The 19,695-nt window shown below is 39.7% G+C and carries 16 protein-coding genes, 6 tRNA genes and 2 riboswitches; of the genes, 3 read left to right on the top strand and 19 right to left on the bottom strand.

Annotated features, from left to right (window positions below; translation table 11 throughout):
- Positions 1-60 precede the first annotated feature (60 nt).
- The 12 genes from ppk1 to AC6UD0_RS03200 all read right to left on the bottom strand — a co-directional run bounded on the left by ppk1 (position 61) and on the right by AC6UD0_RS03200 (position 9,285).
- On the bottom strand, positions 61-2,265 hold the full coding sequence (gene ppk1, locus AC6UD0_RS03255) for a polyphosphate kinase 1 (RefSeq protein ID WP_500708142.1): 2,205 nt from the start codon (positions 2,263-2,265) through the stop codon (positions 61-63).
- A 1-nt stretch (position 2,266) separates the two neighbouring features.
- A complete protein-coding gene (locus AC6UD0_RS03250) occupies positions 2,267-3,661 on the bottom strand; it encodes a DUF2252 domain-containing protein (protein WP_500708140.1) in 1,395 nt (464 codons plus the stop codon).
- 204 nt (positions 3,662-3,865) lie between these two features.
- Positions 3,866-3,951, bottom strand: a tRNA-Leu gene (locus AC6UD0_RS03245).
- Positions 3,952-3,968: 17 nt separating this feature from the next.
- A tRNA-Gly gene (locus AC6UD0_RS03240) sits at positions 3,969-4,040 on the bottom strand.
- A gap of 3 nt (positions 4,041-4,043) precedes the next feature.
- Positions 4,044-4,117 (bottom strand) — tRNA-Thr (locus AC6UD0_RS03235).
- Between the two features lie 10 nt (positions 4,118-4,127).
- Positions 4,128-4,209 (bottom strand) — tRNA-Leu (locus tag AC6UD0_RS03230).
- Positions 4,210-4,230: 21 nt separating this feature from the next.
- Positions 4,231-4,303: transfer RNA gene (locus AC6UD0_RS03225), tRNA-Lys, on the bottom strand.
- Positions 4,304-4,306: 3 nt separating this feature from the next.
- Positions 4,307-4,379, bottom strand: a tRNA-Val gene (locus AC6UD0_RS03220).
- Between the two features lie 170 nt (positions 4,380-4,549).
- Positions 4,550-5,839 carry a serine--tRNA ligase gene (gene serS, locus AC6UD0_RS03215; protein ID WP_500693532.1) on the bottom strand — a complete coding sequence of 430 codons (1,290 nt, stop codon included), beginning with the start codon at positions 5,837-5,839 and terminating at the stop codon, positions 4,550-4,552.
- Between the two features lie 252 nt (positions 5,840-6,091).
- The gene (locus tag AC6UD0_RS03210; protein WP_500693531.1) at positions 6,092-6,730 is read right to left on the bottom strand and encodes a deoxynucleoside kinase; all 639 of its coding nucleotides are present in this window, start codon (positions 6,728-6,730) and stop codon (positions 6,092-6,094) included.
- Between the two features lie 74 nt (positions 6,731-6,804).
- Positions 6,805-8,280 carry an amino acid permease gene (locus AC6UD0_RS03205; protein ID WP_500693530.1) on the bottom strand — a complete coding sequence of 492 codons (1,476 nt, stop codon included), beginning with the start codon at positions 8,278-8,280 and terminating at the stop codon, positions 6,805-6,807.
- 106 nt (positions 8,281-8,386) lie between these two features.
- A riboswitch (Lysine riboswitch) is annotated at positions 8,387-8,556 on the bottom strand.
- A gap of 63 nt (positions 8,557-8,619) precedes the next feature.
- Positions 8,620-9,285, bottom strand: a complete 666-nt coding sequence (locus tag AC6UD0_RS03200; protein WP_500708139.1) for a phosphatase PAP2 family protein — start codon at positions 9,283-9,285, stop codon at positions 8,620-8,622.
- A 135-nt stretch (positions 9,286-9,420) separates the two neighbouring features.
- Here AC6UD0_RS03200 and AC6UD0_RS03195 point away from each other — a divergent pair, with 135 nt between their 5' ends.
- Both AC6UD0_RS03195 and AC6UD0_RS03190 read left to right on the top strand, forming a co-directional pair.
- Positions 9,421-10,272 (top strand): sulfite exporter TauE/SafE family protein, encoded by an 852-nt coding sequence (locus tag AC6UD0_RS03195; RefSeq protein WP_500693528.1) that lies wholly within the window; start codon positions 9,421-9,423, stop codon positions 10,270-10,272.
- Complete coding sequence (locus AC6UD0_RS03190) at positions 10,269-10,670, top strand: DUF1634 domain-containing protein (RefSeq protein ID WP_500708138.1); 402 nt, start codon at positions 10,269-10,271, stop codon at positions 10,668-10,670. Before AC6UD0_RS03195 ends, AC6UD0_RS03190 begins: the two co-directional genes overlap by 4 nt.
- Before the next feature lie 60 nt (positions 10,671-10,730).
- Here AC6UD0_RS03190 and AC6UD0_RS03185 read toward each other — a convergent pair whose 3' ends face one another.
- Genes AC6UD0_RS03185 through lysA form a run of 7 tightly spaced genes read right to left on the bottom strand, consistent with a single transcriptional unit; the run spans position 10,731 to position 17,901 of the window.
- Entirely contained in the window at positions 10,731-11,903 is a 1,173-nt protein-coding gene (locus AC6UD0_RS03185; protein WP_500708137.1) for an aminotransferase class I/II-fold pyridoxal phosphate-dependent enzyme, read from the bottom strand.
- Between the two features lie 42 nt (positions 11,904-11,945).
- Complete coding sequence (locus AC6UD0_RS03180) at positions 11,946-12,998, bottom strand: aspartate-semialdehyde dehydrogenase (RefSeq protein ID WP_500700806.1); 1,053 nt, start codon at positions 12,996-12,998, stop codon at positions 11,946-11,948.
- Positions 12,999-13,012: 14 nt separating this feature from the next.
- A complete protein-coding gene (gene dapB / locus AC6UD0_RS03175; protein ID WP_500708136.1) occupies positions 13,013-13,792 on the bottom strand; it encodes a 4-hydroxy-tetrahydrodipicolinate reductase in 780 nt (259 codons plus the stop codon).
- Positions 13,785-14,681, bottom strand: coding sequence for a 4-hydroxy-tetrahydrodipicolinate synthase (dapA, locus tag AC6UD0_RS03170; protein ID WP_500708134.1), 897 nt, complete (start codon positions 14,679-14,681; stop codon positions 13,785-13,787). The genes dapB and dapA overlap by 8 nt, the downstream gene beginning before the upstream one ends.
- Before the next feature lie 14 nt (positions 14,682-14,695).
- The gene (locus tag AC6UD0_RS03165) at positions 14,696-15,880 is read right to left on the bottom strand and encodes an N-acetyldiaminopimelate deacetylase (RefSeq protein WP_500708132.1); all 1,185 of its coding nucleotides are present in this window, start codon (positions 15,878-15,880) and stop codon (positions 14,696-14,698) included.
- Entirely contained in the window at positions 15,880-16,587 is a 708-nt protein-coding gene (dapD, locus tag AC6UD0_RS03160; protein ID WP_500693521.1) for a 2,3,4,5-tetrahydropyridine-2,6-dicarboxylate N-acetyltransferase, read from the bottom strand. Before dapD ends, AC6UD0_RS03165 begins: the two co-directional genes overlap by 1 nt.
- 3 nt (positions 16,588-16,590) lie before the next feature.
- Entirely contained in the window at positions 16,591-17,901 is a 1,311-nt protein-coding gene (gene lysA / locus AC6UD0_RS03155) for a diaminopimelate decarboxylase (protein ID WP_500708131.1), read from the bottom strand.
- A 98-nt stretch (positions 17,902-17,999) separates the two neighbouring features.
- Positions 18,000-18,173, bottom strand: a riboswitch (Lysine riboswitch).
- Positions 18,174-18,320: 147 nt separating this feature from the next.
- Between lysA and AC6UD0_RS03150 the strand changes: the two genes are divergently transcribed.
- Positions 18,321-19,691 carry an aspartate kinase gene (locus AC6UD0_RS03150; RefSeq protein ID WP_500708129.1) on the top strand — a complete coding sequence of 457 codons (1,371 nt, stop codon included), beginning with the start codon at positions 18,321-18,323 and terminating at the stop codon, positions 19,689-19,691.
- Positions 19,692-19,695: the final 4 nt, after the last annotated feature.

The raw sequence follows: 19,695 nt of genomic DNA, 5'->3' as shown, positions 1-19,695 counted from the left end.
CAGAAGTATCCGATTTTGGAAAAGAAAAATAAAAAAATAACCAGAAACATCTGGTTATTTTCACCACCACAATAGCACGCTCACTACTACGATAATCGTAACGACTAGAATCGAAACATAAAACCACTCGTTTTTTAATTTGGAATCGTTTTTAACGTTAATCCGAATGTCATGACGTTTAGAAACGTGCTTTTTATTATTTAATTTGGGATCATCGATAATCTTTAAGAAGGTCTGTTGGGCGGACTTCCCTTTGGGATGCTTGAATTTAAAGTACTCACCATCAGGCTTTAAAAAACTCCCATCCACATCATCTTGAGCGTAAATGTCGATGATGTTTAAAAGCTGTTGTTTTAGTTTTGGATCGAGAATTGGCGCCGCTAGCTCGACACGGTTATCCATGTTTCTTGTCATTAAATCAGCAGAAGATATCCACAATTTAGAATCATCCTGAGTGAAGAATCCATAAATTCGACTATGTTCCAAAAACTCACCAACAATGCTTGAAACCACGATTTTTTCTTTTTTCCCGCAAATTCCAAGTTTAAGACAGCAAGCTCCTCTAACAACGAGCCTAAATGGTACACCCACTCTAGCTGCATCGTAAATGGCTGAAATCACTTCTACATCAGTCAACGAATTAATCTTTAAGAATACTGCTCCCTTTCCAGTTCTTAAATAGCTTTCTTTAACTTCTTGAATCCCATCAATCACTTGATCCTGGATTTGATGGGGAGATGCCGATAACACTTGATAACTTGGCTGAGCAGCGTCCGGAGCCTGTAAATAATCGAAAAACTTCGCCAAATCCTGAACATAGTCATCCTTACTGGTAAAGAAACTAAGATCGACAAATCCCTTCGCCGTCTGCATGTTGTAGTTTCCCGTTCCAACTTGGATATAACCCCTTGGATGATCGCCATCTTTTGTTAAAACCAAACAAGTTTTGCTGTGAACTTTCATGTCTTTCTTTCCAAAAATAACATGAACGCCAGCATTTTTCAGTTTTTCAGTCACTTTCAAGTTGTTCTTTTCATCAAATCGAGCTCTTAATTCAACCACAACGGTGGTTTTAATTCCCTTTTGAGCGGCTTTTGCTAGTAAATCAACCACTTCAGAGTGTTTGGAAACACGGTACAAGGTTTGTTTAATCGCAACTGTTTTAGGATTTTCGACCGCTTCTTTTAAGAATTGCAAAAACTGACTAAACGAATCATACGGGTACTGGATAAGCAGATCCTTTTGATCCAAGTACGAAAGGATTGAGGCGGAAGTCGGCCAAGTTCGAGGATTAAATTTTGCGTAACAATATTCTGGATAATCAGGTGAATACTTACTGACGATCTCAAATAGATAAGTTAAATCAACCGGACCAGGAATCTTAAAAATAGCATTCTTTTCAATCTTAAACTTATCAATAAAATCGTTTAAGAAATCACTATCGGTATTACCATCAAATTCCTCAACTTCAAATCGAGTTACCTTCCCCTTTTCCCGGTCAACCAGATACTGACGCATCCGAGAAATTGTTTCAAAATTATTATCCTCTTTTTCAACATCTAAGGTGGCATCAAGGTCTCTGGTGACTCTAAAGACGACCGTTCCACTAATTTCTTTTCCATTAAAGAGACGTTTGAGATTATGGTTAATCAAATCTTCAAGTAAGATATACGTGTCAATCCCGTTCGACTTAACCGAAACCAAACGATCAAACTTAGAAGGAATGGGAATAATCCGAATGGCTTTTTTATCATCACCCTTAACCAGGACACCAATTGCAATTTGTTTATTGGAAAGAAATTTTAACCCATAATTTTCATAAAACTCTTTAAAAACGAGTGACGGCTGAATTTTTTGAATAAAATATTGATTGACCTGATCCTTCTGTTTGTCATTCAGTTCTTCATAGGACTCAATTGAACAAATGTCTTTATCGTTTAACTCTTGATTTAATTTATCGTAATCATTGTATTGGATCTTAAAATTCTCGTTATTACGATCATGAATCTGGTCCAGGATCTGGCTATAATGAAGCCCCGACTTTTTTTCAATCCCATTATCACTAAGCTCCATTTGTCCCTGAACGCTTGGAACCCTGACACTATAAAATTCATCTAAATTATTTGACCCAATTGCTAAAAACTTCAGCTTTTCCAAAAACGGAGTGAACGATTCAGTCGCTAAATTAATCACTCTTCGATTAAATAAAGTCCAACTCAAATCTCGGTTATAGCATGAGTCAACGTACTCTTCATTTCTCTTCATGTTATTTCAAATCCTTAATAAACGTATCATAATCAATCTCAACTTGTTTCATGTATTCATTAGCGAACTCAATGAATGACTTTTTGACTTTGTCACTATTTTTTAGGTAACCGATAATCATTGGAAATGTTGGTGATTGACTGTGTGCTCGTGCAAGTAAAATCACACAAACTAACACGTAATCCTTAAAAGCGTCTAAATCCAACTTATTAAGATTTACGGAACCCTTCATATCTTTAAACTGACGAACGTAGTAACTCTTATTACTAGTATTAAACCACCCTAAAAACGGATCCGAGGCAGTTTGAAGAATCAGCTGACAATCAACAATATTTTCACCCAGTGAATCATTTTTATTCATACCAATAACGTTATTTTTATAAATTGGAAGTGCTTGTTTAATCTGCAAAACCAAGTAATTATTGTTAGCGTCCTCTAGTAAAACTAAAAAGCAAAGGGTTCCAACACTTCCCACTCCCACACTGTGTCTTACAATGTCGACAATCTGGAAGTTAGAGAGAAAGAAACGAATATCACTCTTGGTATGATTGTAGTAACGATCGAGTCCATCACTAATTTTTTGATAATCTTTTTTTCCTATGTGAACCGTAACTGGTTCATTATCAATAAAACGCCGCTCCCCGTTTTTCAGAACGGTCGTATACTTTTCCACAGCGTAGTCAGAAGTACTTCTAAGGGCCTTGTTAATACTCTTAGCGGTGATTTTTTGAAACGATTTTTTGAAATGCTTCTCACCGTCTTTTAATGTACCAAAAATCTTAGAAATATTTCTGATGGAATTAGGCAATGTCAGTTTATCCATGGCGGGAATCTCCGTCATTCTGACCAATGCACTACGATATGCTTCCAAGACATCCCTTAAAAACGGATTGACTTCATTTTCGACGTCAAATCCCTGCTGTTTAGCAACAAGTAAGGCGCTTACCAGAAAACGTAATAAGTCATCTTCAAAGTGACCTACGTGAGATTCGTCAAAATCATTTAAATCGAACAAAAGTTGATGCTCTGGAGAACCATAAAAACCAAAGTTGCCAAGGTGAGCATCACCCGCAATTAACAGATTGATGTCACTCATGGGAATGATACCTAAATCATGGTTCATTAGCTCAACGCTTCCCCGATAAAAAGAAAATGGATTTTTGGCCATTCGTTCTCGTTTTAATCCTAGAAGTCCACTAAGTAGCAGTGAATCACGCTCAGTCAAAATTGGTTTAATGTCCCGCTTTCTAGCTTTGAAATTCCGCATGGCTTCTATGTTGGCATCATTACTCATCTTCTCACCAACATGAATTAATTGATCATCATTCATTGAAACGTCATTAAGTAAAGCACTTACGTTATTAAGCCCATAAGGCGATTTTTTCTCGAGTTTCATATCGCTTCTCCTTTATTTGATCAATCATACCGTTATCGTAATTCTAACTTGTCATGTAAATGGAAATCAACTTATTACCCACATCACAACATCAATTTAACTCTATGATAGCGCTGTCGGACCCGTATTTCTACCTTGAATCAATATTTTAAATAAAAAAGAGAGTCCTATTACTAGGACTCTCTTACTGTTTTAAATTTTAAATGCCGGGGACCGGGATCGAACCGGTACGGTCATCACTGACCGCAGGATTTTAAGTCCTGTGCGTCTGCCAATTCCGCCACTCCGGCAGTATGATAACAAAAAAAGCGGAAGACGGGATTCGAACCCGCGACCTCCACCATGGCAAGGTGGCGTTCTACCACTGAACTACTTCCGCATATGCCGACTATAGGATTCGAACCTACGACCTCTTCATTACTAGTGAAGCGCTCTAGCCAACTGAGCTAAGTCGGCGAAAAATCAATGCGGGCGAAGGGATTCGAACCCCCACGTCCTAAGACACTAGAACCTAAATCTAGCGCGTCTGCCAGTTCCGCCACGCCCGCATAATAATGTGTTACTGGCAATGAGCCGTGGCGGGTTCGAACCGCCGACCCTCTGATTAAAAGTCAGATGCTCTACCAACTGAGCTAACGGCTCAAATGGAGGATACAGGGATCGAACCTGTGACCTCCTGCTTGTAAGGCAGATGCTCTCCCAGCTGAGCTAATCCTCCATTGATAGATATCATTGCGATAAAGCGCAACGACAACTATTAAATAATATCATTTTGATGTTTAAGCGTCAAGAACAAATTGGTTACGCTTCAACGATCAATTCTTCTCAAACCAGTCATACAACAAATATTATTATACCGGAATGTCTTATTGATTTCTACTATTTTTGTTAAAATTTTTCATTTTTTACAATCTTCTTCATCCCATGCATATAAGGTTGAAGAACTTCGGGCACATTCACCGTTCCATCTTCATTTTGATAGTTTTCAAGGATAGCTGCAACCGTTCTACCAACGGCTAAGCCAGAACCATTTAACGTATGAACGTACTGCAATTTGCCGTTCTCATCTCTGTACTGAATGTGAGCCCGTCTTGCCTGAAAATCAAGCGTGTTAGAACAACTTGAAATTTCGCGGTACCGATTTTGAGCTGGCATCCATACTTCAAGATCATGAGTTTCAGCGGCAGTGAAGCTCATGTCACTTGACGTTAGCGTGATGACATGATAAGGCAGACCGAGTTTCTGAAGTAATGTCTCTGCTTGATGCGTAATTTCCTTTAAAGCATCCCAAGACTCCTCGGGCTTAGTAAACTGAACCATTTCAACTTTGTTAAACTGATGCAATCGAATTAAGCCCCGGGTATCTTTTCCGGCACTTCCTGCTTCTGATCTAAACGCTGGGGTCAAGGCGGTGAATTTCACTGGTAACTTCTCTTCAGAAATGACTTCGTCGCGATAGAAATTAACCAGTGGAACTTCAGCAGTCGGAATCATGGTCAAGTCACTATCTTTAATCTCAAATCCAGCCTTATTTTCTAGGAATTTAGGAAACTGCCCGGTCCCAAACATTGAATCAGAATTAACCATGTATGGGGGTAAGACTTCGGTGTATCCAGCATCGGTGTTTTGATCCAAATAGAAATTATATACCGCACGTTCTAATTTGGCTCCTGCACCTAGATAGTATACGAAACGACTTCCTGATACCTTAGCACTTCGCTTGAAATCTAAAATATCTAAGTCTTCGCCAATTTCCCAGTGGGGTTTAGGGGTGAAATCAAACTTCCGTGGTTCACCAATTCGTCTTAACTCTTTTGAACCCTCTTCGGTGAGACTAACGGGAACTTCATCAGCAGGAACATTGGGTAAATGAGCCTCAATATCATGTTGTTCGGCTTTGATAGTTTCTAGCTTTTCATCCAGCGCCTTGATCTCTTTTCCAACTTCACGCATTCTGGTAATTTGATCATTTGCGTCCTCTTTATTGCGCTTGAGCTGTGAAATTTTCTCAGATACCTCATTTCGTTCCGCTTTAAGCGACTCACTTTTAACGATTAGATCACGCCGTTCTGAATCTTTTCTAAGTAAATTGTCAATCACTTCGCCAGGCACATTTCGCTCGGCTAGCTTTCCTTTATACCAGTCTGGATTACTTCTAATCAACTTCATATCTAACATTTTAATTTCCTCCCTTAAAAGACACAAAAAGACCCTCGTCATATTGGGACGAAAGTCTTTTCGCGGTACCACCCAAGTTCCAATTAAGGCACTCGATTAATTAATAACGGTAATTGCCGTGCGGGATTGGCCGCCCGAAATACGTGCTGGAATTTTCAAATGACAATTTTCACCAACATTGTCTCTCTGTGATTCTACTTAATGGGCACGTCACGTTTATTTGTTGCGTCAATTATACAATAATCTCTTAAATTATCCTAATACTTCTTGAATTTTGTCAGAAAGTCTCTTTAAAACTTTGTTTCTGGCGTCCGCATCTTCGACAAAATCATACTTATCCCCGTTAATCCTAATCTTGGGAGACAAGTTATAATCCTCGTACCATTTTGAATATCTCTGGTTTAATTCACGATAATATTCATACAAACTACCGTCATTATCGATTTGTTCGTATTTTCTTCCACGCTTCTTAATTCTTTTAAGCATCGTATCAAAAGAAATATCAATATAAATCAGTAGGTCCGGTATTTTCTTATATTTACCGTTAGGGATCGGTTCCATCATGTTCTTTAATAAAGAATCATAAATTTGAACTTCTGTTTCAGTTGCTCGACCAAGGTCAGCATTTAGATGAAACAGTAATGAATCTTCAAAGATTGAACGATCCATCACACTGTACTTATCAGAAGAAGCTTCCTTAATGCTGTCCAAACGTTTATTTAAAAAATAAATCTGAAGCAAAAAAGCATACTTTTTTGGGTCTTTGTAAAACAACGGAAGAATCTTATTATCATCAACGGACTCGTAATAGGCTGGTGAGTTTAATTTTTCAGCCAATAATGTCGTTAACGTGGTCTTCCCTGCTCCAATAGTTCCTGATAATACAATCATTTATTTGATCCCCTTAGACTAATTTAAAGAATTTGCAATTGTAATTGTACCATTTAAAAATCATGAATTTAAGACTAGCTTTCATTCTTTTTAATTTCATCCGTATAATCTTCTGAAGGCGAAACATCCACTTGATCGAGGGGAATGATATGAGTATGATGAACAAATTTGTACCCAAAATACAAGATGATAACCAACGGAACACTCATATACGTGACCGCAATCTCAAATAAGTTGAAGTGAGCAAAAGCACCAATATCTTGACCACAAATAACAACGATACACAGGATTAAAGTGATAATTGGACCAACCGGGAACCAAGTCGCATGGTATTTAAGTTCTGAAACTTTGTGTCCTTGTTTTATAAACGCCCTTCTAAATCGATAATGTGAAAGAGCAATCCCGAACCAAGCAATAAATCCAGTCAACCCGGAAGCAGCCACTAACCACATGTAAATCTTAGATCCAAAGATACTTGTCATAAAAGTCAACAACGAAATCACCATGGTTGCTAGGAGCGCTAACACTGGAATTCCACGCTTAGATACTTTGCCAAAAACTTTTGGAGCATAACCTTCATCGGCCATCGAATACAACATTCGCGTTGAGGCATACATTCCAGAGTTGGCTGAAGAAATCACGGAGGTCAAGATGACCGCGTTCATAATACTTGCAGCTCCAGCTAATCCGGCACGTTCAAACACAATCGTGAACGGACTAATGGCAACATCTGAAGCACTTGATCCCAACAAATCGGGACTAGTATATGGAATAATTGCAGCAATCACAACAATTGCCAGAATATAGAATAAAATGATGCGCCAAAATACTTCATGAATCGCTTTTGGGACCGTTTCCCGTGGGTTTTCTGACTCTCCAGCTGTAATTCCAACTAACTCAGTTCCTTGAAATGAGAATCCAGCAATTACGAAAACACTCAGAATGCCGGGAATCCCGTTTACGAAGGGAGCCTGCTTATAGGTAAAGTTCCTCATTCCAATAAAGTGACCACCCATAATTCCAAAAATGGTCAAAATTCCGACGGCTAGAAAGATAAAAATCGTGATCACTTTGATCAAAGACATCCAGAACTCAGTTTCTCCAAACGCCTTGACGGACAAGATGTTAATCAACAAAATCAGTGACAGAGCCGCTAAACTCCAAATCCAACTCGGAAAATGTGGCAGCCAGAATTGCATGACGATTGCCACCGTACTAACGTCAACCGCCACCGTAATTGCCCAGTTAAACCAGTAGTTCCAACCCATTGCAAACCCTAAAGCCGGATCAACGTACTTAGCTGAATATGTAGCAAATGATCCAGAGACTGGCATATTAGTGGCCATTTCTCCCAAACTAGTCATCAAAAAATAAACCATGATTCCCATACATACATATGCTACTAACGCACCACCGGGACCAGCATTGTGAATTGCTCCACCACTAGTCACAAAAAGACCGGTTCCAATACAACCACCAAGGGCGATCATAGACACATGACGAGACTTTAATCCCCGCTTCACCTGTCCGTTTCCATTTTTTTCAGACATAAATTATCCTCCTAAATAATTAAGAAGAAACCCAATAACAAAACGACAAAGAAAAAGACCCTCTTGAATAACTTCCAAAAGAGTCCACAAATTCTTACTAATCGTAATCTTAGAAAGCTCTCCGTGCAACACACGACAGTCCTTGACTTATTAAATCAAAACCCAACCAATCATTTACCACGTGATCAGTTTCGGCAACTTTCCCTTTCATAAGCCCTCATCGATTAAGTGAATCTCTGGCAAATTACTGATAAAAGTCGCGCCTCTTCTTAGAATTCATATTTCATTATAGGTAAAGTATAAGTGATAAGTTAACGATTATCAATCACTTTCATGAAATTAGTAAATTGTATTCTGAAAAATCTTTGTTGTACTTAGCTCCTTGGCCCACTTTACGTACCCATATTCACAAACTTGAAGCCATGTGTAAGCAATTAAGGCGGCACCAACGGTATCTGAAGGAAAATGGGCATTCAGATAAACCCGTGAGATCATCACTAGGAAAAGAACAATTGCTAAAATAGTTCTAATAATCCATTTAGTTGATTGTCGATTAATCATTGGAACCACTATGATCCACAGGACGCTAATCACTAGAAAAGCTCCTAAAACATGTCCACTAGGATAACTAAAGCCAGTGTCCCCCGGCAAATGCATTGAAGGACGGGGCTTGGCTACGATGTGTTTAATCACAAATCCAATGGCATCTCCACCAAAAACCAGTACCAACGAAAAGAATGCCGGTATTTTATACTTAAACCACCACAACAAAACAGCAATTATAAGTATCCACACAATATCCATCTTGGGACTCGCGACAAAACTAATCATTGAGAAAATGGTTTCTTCAAATGAGGACTGGTACCCTTGAATGGTTCCAATTATCATTGAATCTAAAAAGTCAACGTAGCCAAAACTCATTTTGACTCCAATCGTCAGGATTAACGATAAGAGAAACGCAATTGTTAATTTGTACGGACGACTAACGTCCCTTCCAATCATCATAAATGCCATACCTCCAAGAATTCATATAAAAAAAGTATAACATAATATCGATTAGCCGATTGAGAGAAGCGCCAAAATCGCCGTGATTAGTGTGATATAATTGCACCATGAATTTTACAGATTGGAGTTTTATTAATGATTCATAGCCTTATTATCATGTTACTGGTAGGAGTTTTTGCGGGTGTTCTGGGTTCAATCCTAGGAATCGGTGGTGGGATGATCATTACCCCGGTTTTAACCATCGGATTTAATCTCGACATTAAGTATGCGATTGGTGCAAGTATCATTGCCGTGATTGCTACCAGTTCAGGAGCAACGATCGCCTATCTAAAAGACAACGTCTTAAACTTACGGGTAGCCATGTTTCTAGAAATTGCTACTTCCATTGGGGCCGTTGCCGGTGCTTTACTAACTGGAGTGATCAATCCAATCTTTCTCTACATTTTATTTGGCCTGTTACTCTTCTTTTCCGGTTTAAATATGGTTAAAAAGATTTGGGGTAAACAGGTTCAAACGAATACAACCAGTGAAGATAAAATTGCAAAAGAACTCAAGCTAAATGGTTCTTACTACGATAAAAACCTAAAAAAGCAGATTGACTATAAGGTAACAAACGTTCCAGCTGGTTTAACCGTAATGTTTGGCGCCGGAATTGCCAGTGGCTTACTGGGAATTGGATCCGGTGCCTTTAAGGTAATTGCGATGGATACTTTCATGAAGATGCCACTCAAACCATCGAGTTCCACCAGTAATTTAATGATGGGGGTCACGGCAGCAGCGAGTGCCACCATTTACTTTTTTAACGGATCAATTTTACCTCAGATTGCCGTTCCACTGGCACTCGGAATTATCGTTGGAGCAACCGTCGGGTCACGTGTGATGCAAATCATGCCTTCCAAATTAATTCGAATTATCTTTATTCCAATCCTAATTTACCTCGGCGTTCAAATGATTCTTAAAGGATTTGGGGTGAACTTCTTATCATGAGCACTCAAAATAATGTAAATCAAAGTGAAAAAAATCAAGAAGCTGAAAATATTCGAATCGAAAAACTTATCGGAAAAATCATGCGTATTGGAGTGATTGTTTCTGTCATCATCATGGTCTTTGGACTTTTCTTGTACCTTGTTACCGGAACAACGGGGTTTGGCAGTCACTATTACCTAACCTCCTTTGGTCAACTGCTAAGGGGAATCATTCAATTAAAACCCTATTCCATCATGATGTTAGGCGTTTTTGCTTTGATCCTAACGCCGGTTCTAAGGGTGGTTGTATCAATCTATTCATTCTATAAAGAACACGATAAGATGTACGTCATCATTACTACCATCGTCTTCATCATCTTGATGATTAGTTTTTTCCTTGGAACGTACCTGCATCTTTAAACAATTTTAAACAAAAGCGGAATTAGACAAATGTCTAATTCCGCTTTTTTAATAATTACATTAACTTAAATAATTTTCCATCCGACTTAGCGCTTCCTTTAAATCATCACTAGAAGCAGCGTAGGAAATTCGCACGTGGCCTTTACCAGCATCACCAAACGCTGATCCGGGAATTACCCCAACTTTAGCATTTTGCGCTAAATCCTTGGCAAAACGAATGTCATCATTTCCATAATTTGCTGGAATTTTTACGAAAATATAAAACGCCCCGGTAGGATCAATCGGGTCAAGTCCCATTTTCTTTAAACGTGGAATGGCCTCATTACGATTTTTCTGGTATTCATCTCGCATCGGAAAAGCATCATCCATCCCATTCTTAAGTGCCTCAAGTGCACCATACTGAGCAGGGTCTGATGGTGAAGAAACTAAATAACCATGCATCTTATTAGCCTGAGTGATAAATTCAGCGGGTCCAACCGTGAACCCCAGTCGATAACCAGTCATTGCGTGAGATTTAGACACTCCATTAATTACAATCGTTTGATCAGGTAAATACTCTGCCAGTGAATGATGTTTAATACCATAGGTTAACTCACTATAGATCTCATCGGTGATCACAAAGAGTGAATGTTGTTTCAGAATTGGGACAAGGGCTTTTAACTGCTCTGGTGTGTATTCAACCCCCGTTGGATTATTTGGATAATTTAATATCAACGCTTTAGCACTGGGATGATTTGAGAGTGCCTCATCCAATTCTTTAGGTGTTAAAACAAAATCAGAAGTGGACGTATCGATAAACACGGGTTTCCCACCAGCAAAACGTACTAATGACTCGTATAGGGGATAGAAAGGTGCTGGAATCAAAACCTCATCGCCAGGATTAACCGTGGAAAGAATCGACGAAGCAAGCGCTTCGGTTGCTCCCATATTAACCATTACTTCAGTATTAGGATCATACTTTAAATTATATTTCTTTGCCATAAAGTTGCTGATGGCATCTCTTAAAGATTTGATTCCTTTATGAGGAGAATAATGCGAGTGATTATCTTCAATACTCTTCATCATTGCTTTTTTAACGTGTTCAGGGGTGTTAAATCCTGGTTCTCCCACTGATAGCATAATCAACCCGTCAATATCAGATATCGACTCCGAAAAAGCTCGAATTGCTGATGGTTGCAGTTGAGTTAAATTCTTGTTAAACCGATTTTGCAAGTTTTCATTTAAAGTAGGCATGTTAATCCTCTTCCCTATCATCATCGTCAAGAAATTCAATCATTAAATTAAATCTCTTTTAACTAATTCTTCGCCAATTTCAACCGTATTTAGTGCAGCACCCTTTAATAAATTGTCGGCTACTACCCACATATTATAGGCATCACCATTTTCTTGGTCCGGTCGAACTCTTCCGACATATGTATCTTCTTTGCCAGCAGCGTCGATTGGTTGTGGATAGAGTTGTTTTTTTGGATCATCTTTAAGAGTTACTCCCGGAGCATCATTTAAAATCCTTTGGATCTTTTCACGACTGGCGGCTTTTTCATCCTTGACCGTGAAATAAACTGACTCACCGTGACAAATCTCCACTGGAACTCTGACACAGGTAGCGGTCACCTTAATATCTCCAGAATCCATATCATTCAGCATGATTTTCTTCGTTTCGTGAATCATCTTCCACTCTTCGTGAGTATAACCGTCTTTTTCAAACACATCGATTTGGGGTAAAAGATTAAACGCTAGCGGATAATGTTCCTTTTCACCTTTGACTGGGAAAATGTGAGCATCCATCTTTTTGCCATCAAGGTGTTCTTGCGCTTCATCTTTTAATTCATCAAGTCCACTCTGACCTGCACCTGAAGCAGCTTGATAAGTAGAAACAATAATTTGTTTTAACCCAAACTGCTTTCTAATCGGCTCTAACGCCACTACCATTTGAATAGTGGAACAGTTTGGATTGGCAATGATCCCGTGATGATTCTCTAAAGCATCTGGATTCACTTCTGGCACAACTAAGGGAACATCCGGGTCCATTCGAAACGCACTCGTGTTGTCAACCGCAACAGCACCACGCTTCACGGCTTCTGGTAACAATTTTTTGGAAACCGAACCTCCGGCTGAAGCAAGGACTAAATCAACACCGTTAAATGAGTCGGGAGTGGCCTCTTCAACGGTTAATTCGTCACCTTGATACTCGAGCTTTTTCCCAGCGGATCTTTTAGAAGCCAACAATTTCAGACTTTTAACCGGGATACTTGATTCAGCTAACTTATCCATGAGACGTGTTCCAACGGCGCCAGTGGCACCTAAAATTGCGACATTATACTCTTTCATTACTACTTGCCCCTCTATAAAATATTTTCTAATCCAACAACTAACCCATCTAAACCGTCAACTCTCTCAATGGCAACCCTTAAACCATTCATAAATGAATCACGATCAAAGGAATCTTGACGAATGGTGAGTGCTTCACCATCTCCGCCAAACAGCACCTGTTCATGAGCAACATATCCAGGAAGCCGAACGGAATGAATCGGAACTCCATCATACTCGGCTCCGCGAGCACCTTTTAGGGTTTCGTCGGTTGAAACGGATTCTGGTTGTTTTTTTCTTCCCTCACTGATTAACTTTGCGGTATTAATAGCGGTCCCAGACGGAGCATCCTTTTTATCCTGATGATGCATCTCGATCACCTCAGCATCAGGGAAATATTGAGCTGCCTCTTTAGCAAATTTCATTAACAATACCGCCGAAATTCCAAAGTTAGGGGCAATAATCCCACTCACATTTTCATCGTTCGCTAATTTTTGCAACTCAGCTAGTTGATCATCACTTAACCCACTGGTTCCAATAACCGGATGAATCCCATGATCCAAGGCAAATTTAGTGTTTGGATAAGCTGCTTTTGGAACCGTAAAATCAACCCAAACGTCTACATCTGGTCCCTTAATCTGATCAAAATCGTTATAAACTTTTACGTCTTTTGGTAAATCATAACTTTCAGGACTCAAATCGTTTGCTTTCGGGTCATATACGCCTATCAAATTAAAATCACCATTCTTTTCAATCATCTTAACGGCCTTTTGGCCCATTGAGCCACGAAAGCCTGCTACTAATACTTTAATCATTTAAAATGTCTCCTAAAGAATCAACGTCTAGTGCTTTTGCCAATTCTTTTTTCTCATCTTGATTTAGGGTTGCAATTGGTAAACGACAACCACCCACATTTAAACCATTAGCATTTAAAGCTGCTTTAGTCGGTGATGGTGAAGGATACATAAATAGCGCCTGCATCTTTGGTGTTAACCAACGTTGAAGCTGGCCAGCTGCTTTGTAATCCCCCTGATCTAAATCATCGTACATTCCCCTTAATTGATTACCATAGACATGGGAAGCAACCGAAATCACTCCATCACCACCAAGCATCTTAGTTGCTAGTGCTTGTGGATCTTCACCACTGTAAACCAGAAAATCATCTGGAGTGTTGGAAATGATGTATTCCATATCAGGAAGTGAGCCACACTGCTTAATTCCAGCAATGTTATTGTATTCGGATAATTCCACGACCGTTTCCTTATTCATGTTCACGCCCGTTCGTCCAGGAATGTTATAGATGATGATTGGTTTATCTGAATGATCGGCAACGTACTTAAAGTGTTCCTTCATGCCCCGTTGGTCGGGTTTGTTGTAATAAGGCACAACCACCAAGCCATAATCAATCCCATCTAATTGCATCACTTTCTGGTTAAACTCAGCCGTTTGTCGGGTATTGTTTGAACCAGTCCCTGCAATTACCGGATACTGATCGCCCACAATCTTGCCAAATTCACCGTACAGTTTTAATTTTTCGTCTTCAGATAATGTCGGAGTTTCACCAGTCGTTCCGCCGACCACAAATCCATTGGTCCCCGTATCAACCAAATGTTTAATCAGCTTCTTAAGCCGTGTAATATCAACCTCACCGTCATTGCCAAACGGGGTGACGATGGCCGTTAATAAATCTGCTTTTTCTACCATGATTATGATCTCCCCTATTTTTTTGTTCCTTGTTGCATTCGATAATTCAAAAATCCGATAATGGCTCTACTTCCAATCGCAATTGCCTTTGGATTGGGGGTAAGCGTCGCCTCATGAAGCTGAGACTTTGGGTCACCAATTCCCAACCAAAACATTGTTCCGGGGATTTTTGACAACAAATAACCAAAATCTTCTCCCGTCATTGCGGGCATCGTGTTAATAAAATCAACGTTTTTTTGCTTTTCCATGTAATCAATAAAATTACTGGTTAACTTCGAATTATTCTCGACTGGCAAATAACCGCCCTGATTCAGGTTGAGTTTAACCTGGCAGTCGTAACTCACTGAAATCCCATTAGCGACTTCTTTTAACCGCTTATCAATCAACTCAATCATTTTCTGGGTCAGACCCCGAATCGTTCCTTCAATTCGAGCATGACCAGCGATCACATTTCGAATGGTACCGGCTTCCATTTTTCCAAAGGTAACAACCCCGCCTTCAATCGGATCAACACTCCTTGATACAATCGTCTGAACCTGATTAATAAATTGACTGGCGGCCACAATCATGTCGTTTGCATCCTGCGGATAAGCAGCATGACCACTTTTTCCGATCAAGTCAACGTTGACCTCGGTTGTCCCAGCGAACAGTGTACCCATCCGACAACCGATTGCCCCAACCGGAAGCTGGGGGTTGTCATGTAGACCATAAAATTCATCTGGATGCCACTTCCCGGTAAAAATACCGTCCTCGTATGCCACTTTACCCCCATTTTCACTTTCTTCAGCTGGTTGAAAAAAAACTAACAAATTATCTTGGGGTTGATGAGCAGCATAGTAATTCAGGATACTCAACGCAACCGTCATGTGGATATCATGACCACACGCATGCATCACACCATCATTTTTTGACACAAACGTTAAATTCGTTTTTTCCTTAACTGGTAACGCATCAATATCCGTTCGATATCCAATGGTACGCTTGGGATCAGTTCCATGGACCAGCACCAAAATCGCCGTTGGTAACTTTTCTGGTACATTAACTTCCATGTAGTCCGTTTTAAACTTATCAATGACTTCTTTTAGATATTCATGGGTCTGAAACTCATGCATTGCTAATTCTGGGATTTGGTGAAGATGACGATAAATTTCAAGGAAATCATCGTAACTCAACTTGGTCGGGTTATCTGACACATTCATCACTTCCTTAAGTCGTCTTCAAGTTTAGTCTTAGACTTGGTCTGAGTGTCGATGTCCTTGATCTTTTTAGCAGGAACCCCGGCTACCATGGTATTAGGTTCAACATCATGCAAAACCACTGAGCCAGCAGCAATCACTGCACCCTCACCAACATGAACGCCTTCAATCACAACCGCATTAGCACCAACTAAGACGTTATCGTCAATTCGAACCGGTTTAGCACTAGCTGGTTCAATCACACCGGCCAAAACAGCACCAGCACCGATGTGACAATGCTTTCCAACGATCGCACGACCACCCAGGATGGTCCCCATGTCAATCATAGAATCATCACCAATCTCAGCTCCAATGTTGATTAAAGCTCCCATCATTATGACAACATGCTTTCCAATTGAGACCTGATCACGAATAATAGCACCAGGTTCGATCCGAGCGTCTAGGTTCTTGGTATCAAGTAATGGAACGGCAGAATTTCGTGCATCACTTTCAATTTCATAACTACTGATTAATTTTTTATTCTTTTTAAGAAATTTAGAAACGTTAGCCCAGTCACCAAAAATGACACCAGTTTTGTTAGTGGTAAAATTCTCAATTCCCTTAGGAAATTTGATTTTTCCTAACTTACCTTTCAAATAAACCTTGACTGGGGTCTTTTTGTCTGAGTTAGAAATAAATTTAATGATTGATTGTGCATCTAATTGTGCCATCTTCTAGTTCTCCTTTAATTTCTTATCTAAGTGGATCAGGTCCGCATAACTCTCTCGTTGGACCGCTAATTGTGCTTTCCCATTTTCAACAAACACAACGGCTGGCCGTGGATTTCGATTATAGTTGGAAGCCATTGAGTAGCCATAAGCCCCGGTGTTAAAGATTACAAAAACATCGCCCGGTTTGCTCTTTGGGAGCGGTTGATTCTTAATCAAGATATCACCTGATTCACAGTATTTCCCGGCAATTCGGACGGTTTCAACCGGCTTTCCATCAACATTGCCTGCAAGAGCGCCTTCATAGTCTGCTTCATATAAAGCTGGCCGAATGTTATCACCCATCCCACCATCAACGGAAACGTACGACTTAATCCCGGGGACATCTTTTCTGGAACCAATCGTGTACAAACTATAACCCGCTGACCCGACGATTGAACGGCCCGGTTCAATCCAAATTGATGGAGTTGGTAAATCAGCCTCAGTCGTTTTTTCTTTAATCTCATCCACAATGGCTGAAACGAAGTCCTCTGGGGCGACGGGATGTTCTTCATCGGTGTACTGAATACCAAAACCACCACCAACGTTGATTACTTGCGTCGTGTAATCAAAATCGTCATGCCAGTGCTTCATTACGTCAACAAGTTTATCAGCAGCTCCCACAAAGCCTTTGGGTGAAAAAATCTGAGACCCAATGTGAGCATGGACCCCTTTCATATTCATTCGCTTCTCAGAAAGGACCTTTTGTAAAGCTTCATCAGCTTGTCCTGAGGCCAGATCGAACCCAAACTTACTGTCGACCTGACCCGTTTGGATGTACTCATGAGTATGAGCTGAAATACCAGGGGTAATCCGTAACATCACGTCGATGTTTTTATTTTGCTCTTCTAGCACGTCGTGGAGTAACTCAATTTCGTGGAAATTATCCAACATAATCGTTCCCACTCCGTTTTTGACAGCCATCGTTAGTTCGTCTTTTGATTTATTATTGCCGTGAAAACTGACCCGTTCCATCGGAAAATCAGCTTGAAGCGCGGTGTACAACTCACCACCGGAAACTACGTCAATTCCAGCGTCCTCTTGCTTCACAATTTGATACATTCCAACCGTGGCAAACGCCTTACTAGCATAATTAACCGAGTATTTAACTTTACGGTCTTCAAAAACCCGTTTAAATTTTTCAATTTGACTCTTGATCTTACTAACGTCATAAACCTCTAGGGGTGTTCCATATTCTTTTGCTAAATCACTGGCCTTAATCCCACCAATGTACAAATCATGATTTCTTATATCTTGCTTATCAATAACCGACTTCATCTCGCACCTCTTAAATAATTTATAAAAAAAGATCTTTTTGCTCAGGAGTTGAACAAAAAGATCTAAAAATAATTAATTTGACATTATTTGATCAAATATTCTTGAATAGCTCCCCGCAGAATATCTGCGACAGTCCGCGATTTATTAAATCACGTCCCAGCACCAGTGCCACTACTCTGACAGAGTGCTTCGGCAAACAACCCTTTCACTAACTTCTTCGACGAGTAAATCTCCATTAGCTAATCTTGTTACCTGCAACCTCTATTTAAATTTGTTAAAAATATAACCCATTTTGACCTATTCGTCAATTAATATCATCTAAATTAATAATTATTTCACATATTTTGGGTTCCAAGATTGATAAATTAAAAATTAATGCTACAATTCAACTTAATTAAATTCTTAAGGATGAATAATTCATGAAAGTAACCAAATTCGGCGGAAGCTCACTAGCTAACGGAACCCAATTTCAAAAGGTAATTAATATCATCAAATCAGATCCAGATCGGAAGGCAGTCGTTGTTTCTGCTCCCGGAACTCGCTTCAAAGGTGACGTAAAAGTTACCGACTTATTAATCGAGTACGCTAACAAAGTTCTTGACCATGAAGACTTTTCTGACATTCTTAATCAAATTATTGATCGCTATCAAGAAATTGGTGAATCATTTAACGTTCAGACGAAACAGATTAACCAAATTGTCTCACAGTTAAGAGAATTACCTAATCAATCGTTTCTGGATTCTGCTCATCTAATGAGTACCTTTAAAGCTCAGGGAGAGTACCTCAACGCGCAAATGTTGACGATGATTTTAAACCAACTTAAAATTCCTGCAAGATTTATGGATCCAAAAGAAATTGGTTTTAAAGTCACCGGCGACGTTGCCGATGCGCAAATCAATCCAGTTACCTACGGAAACATCAGAAGATTTCGTGACGTTAAAGAAAAAATGATCTTTCCAGGATTTTTTGGGGTCAATGATGATAATCAAATCGCTACCTTTTCAAGGGGTGGTTCCGATATTACCGGCTCAATCATAGCTCGTGGGCTTCAAGCTGATCTATACGAAAACTTTACCGATGTCAACGCAATCTATTCGGTTGACCCGCGGGTGGTTAAAAACCCGAAAGCTATCGACGTAATGACTTATAGAGAAATGAGAGAACTCTCGTATGCTGGTTTCTCAGTCTTTCATGATGAAGCCATCATTCCAGCAATTCAGGTCGGAATTCCGATCAACGTGAAAAATACATCGGCTCCTGATTTACCCGGAACCTTGATTGTTCCTGAAAATAAATTTCAGCCAACTCGCGTAATTACCGGAGTAGCCAGTGCCAAGCACTTCTCAGCACTGTACATTCATCGCTATCTGCTTAACAAACAAGTGGGTTTTACCCTTAAGATTCTCAAAATTCTGTACAAATACAACGTGTCGTACGAACACATGCCTTCTGGAATTGATGACCTGACCATTATCTTTGATAAGGCCCAACTAAATGACCATATCGTCAAAGAAATTACAAGAGAAATCAAAGATGCCCTTCATCCCGATCAAATTCGTTGGATTAATGACTATGCCATCATCATGATCGTTGGCGAGGGAATGCAGTCTGATAATCAAACCATTGAAAAAATCATTCGGCCCCTAACCGACAATGGCATCTCCATTCACATGATTAATCAAGGAGCTTCCAAGATTTCCGTGATGCTTGGAACTGACATTAAAGATTCAGATAAAGCCGTCAAGCTAATCTACAGAAACTTCTTTGACAACAACCGACTAATTTATTAGGAGA

The organism is Fructilactobacillus sp. X7R9C1, from assembly GCF_059901005.1.
This window is presented reverse-complemented; position numbering and strand designations above follow the sequence as displayed.

What these genes read in the sequence shown, in the direction of transcription:
- ppk1 (WP_500708142.1), bottom strand. Translation starts at nt 2,265, where the DNA reads ATGAAGAGAAATGAAGAGTACGTTGACTCATGCTATAACCGAGATTTG.
- AC6UD0_RS03250 (WP_500708140.1), bottom strand. Translation starts at nt 3,661, where the DNA reads ATGAAACTCGAGAAAAAATCGCCTTATGGGCTTAATAACGTAAGTGCT.
- serS (WP_500693532.1), bottom strand. Translation starts at nt 5,839, where the DNA reads ATGTTAGATATGAAGTTGATTAGAAGTAATCCAGACTGGTATAAAGGA.
- AC6UD0_RS03210 (WP_500693531.1), bottom strand. Translation starts at nt 6,730, where the DNA reads ATGATTGTATTATCAGGAACTATTGGAGCAGGGAAGACCACGTTAACG.
- AC6UD0_RS03205 (WP_500693530.1), bottom strand. Translation starts at nt 8,280, where the DNA reads ATGTCTGAAAAAAATGGAAACGGACAGGTGAAGCGGGGATTAAAGTCT.
- AC6UD0_RS03200 (WP_500708139.1), bottom strand. Translation starts at nt 9,285, where the DNA reads ATGATGATTGGAAGGGACGTTAGTCGTCCGTACAAATTAACAATTGCG.
- AC6UD0_RS03195 (WP_500693528.1), top strand. Translation starts at nt 9,421, where the DNA reads ATGATTCATAGCCTTATTATCATGTTACTGGTAGGAGTTTTTGCGGGT.
- AC6UD0_RS03190 (WP_500708138.1), top strand. Translation starts at nt 10,269, where the DNA reads ATGAGCACTCAAAATAATGTAAATCAAAGTGAAAAAAATCAAGAAGCT.
- AC6UD0_RS03185 (WP_500708137.1), bottom strand. Translation starts at nt 11,903, where the DNA reads ATGCCTACTTTAAATGAAAACTTGCAAAATCGGTTTAACAAGAATTTA.
- AC6UD0_RS03180 (WP_500700806.1), bottom strand. Translation starts at nt 12,998, where the DNA reads ATGAAAGAGTATAATGTCGCAATTTTAGGTGCCACTGGCGCCGTTGGA.
- dapB (WP_500708136.1), bottom strand. Translation starts at nt 13,792, where the DNA reads ATGATTAAAGTATTAGTAGCAGGCTTTCGTGGCTCAATGGGCCAAAAG.
- dapA (WP_500708134.1), bottom strand. Translation starts at nt 14,681, where the DNA reads ATGGTAGAAAAAGCAGATTTATTAACGGCCATCGTCACCCCGTTTGGC.
- AC6UD0_RS03165 (WP_500708132.1), bottom strand. Translation starts at nt 15,880, where the DNA reads ATGAATGTGTCAGATAACCCGACCAAGTTGAGTTACGATGATTTCCTT.
- dapD (WP_500693521.1), bottom strand. Translation starts at nt 16,587, where the DNA reads ATGGCACAATTAGATGCACAATCAATCATTAAATTTATTTCTAACTCA.
- lysA (WP_500708131.1), bottom strand. Translation starts at nt 17,901, where the DNA reads ATGAAGTCGGTTATTGATAAGCAAGATATAAGAAATCATGATTTGTAC.
- AC6UD0_RS03150 (WP_500708129.1), top strand. Translation starts at nt 18,321, where the DNA reads ATGAAAGTAACCAAATTCGGCGGAAGCTCACTAGCTAACGGAACCCAA.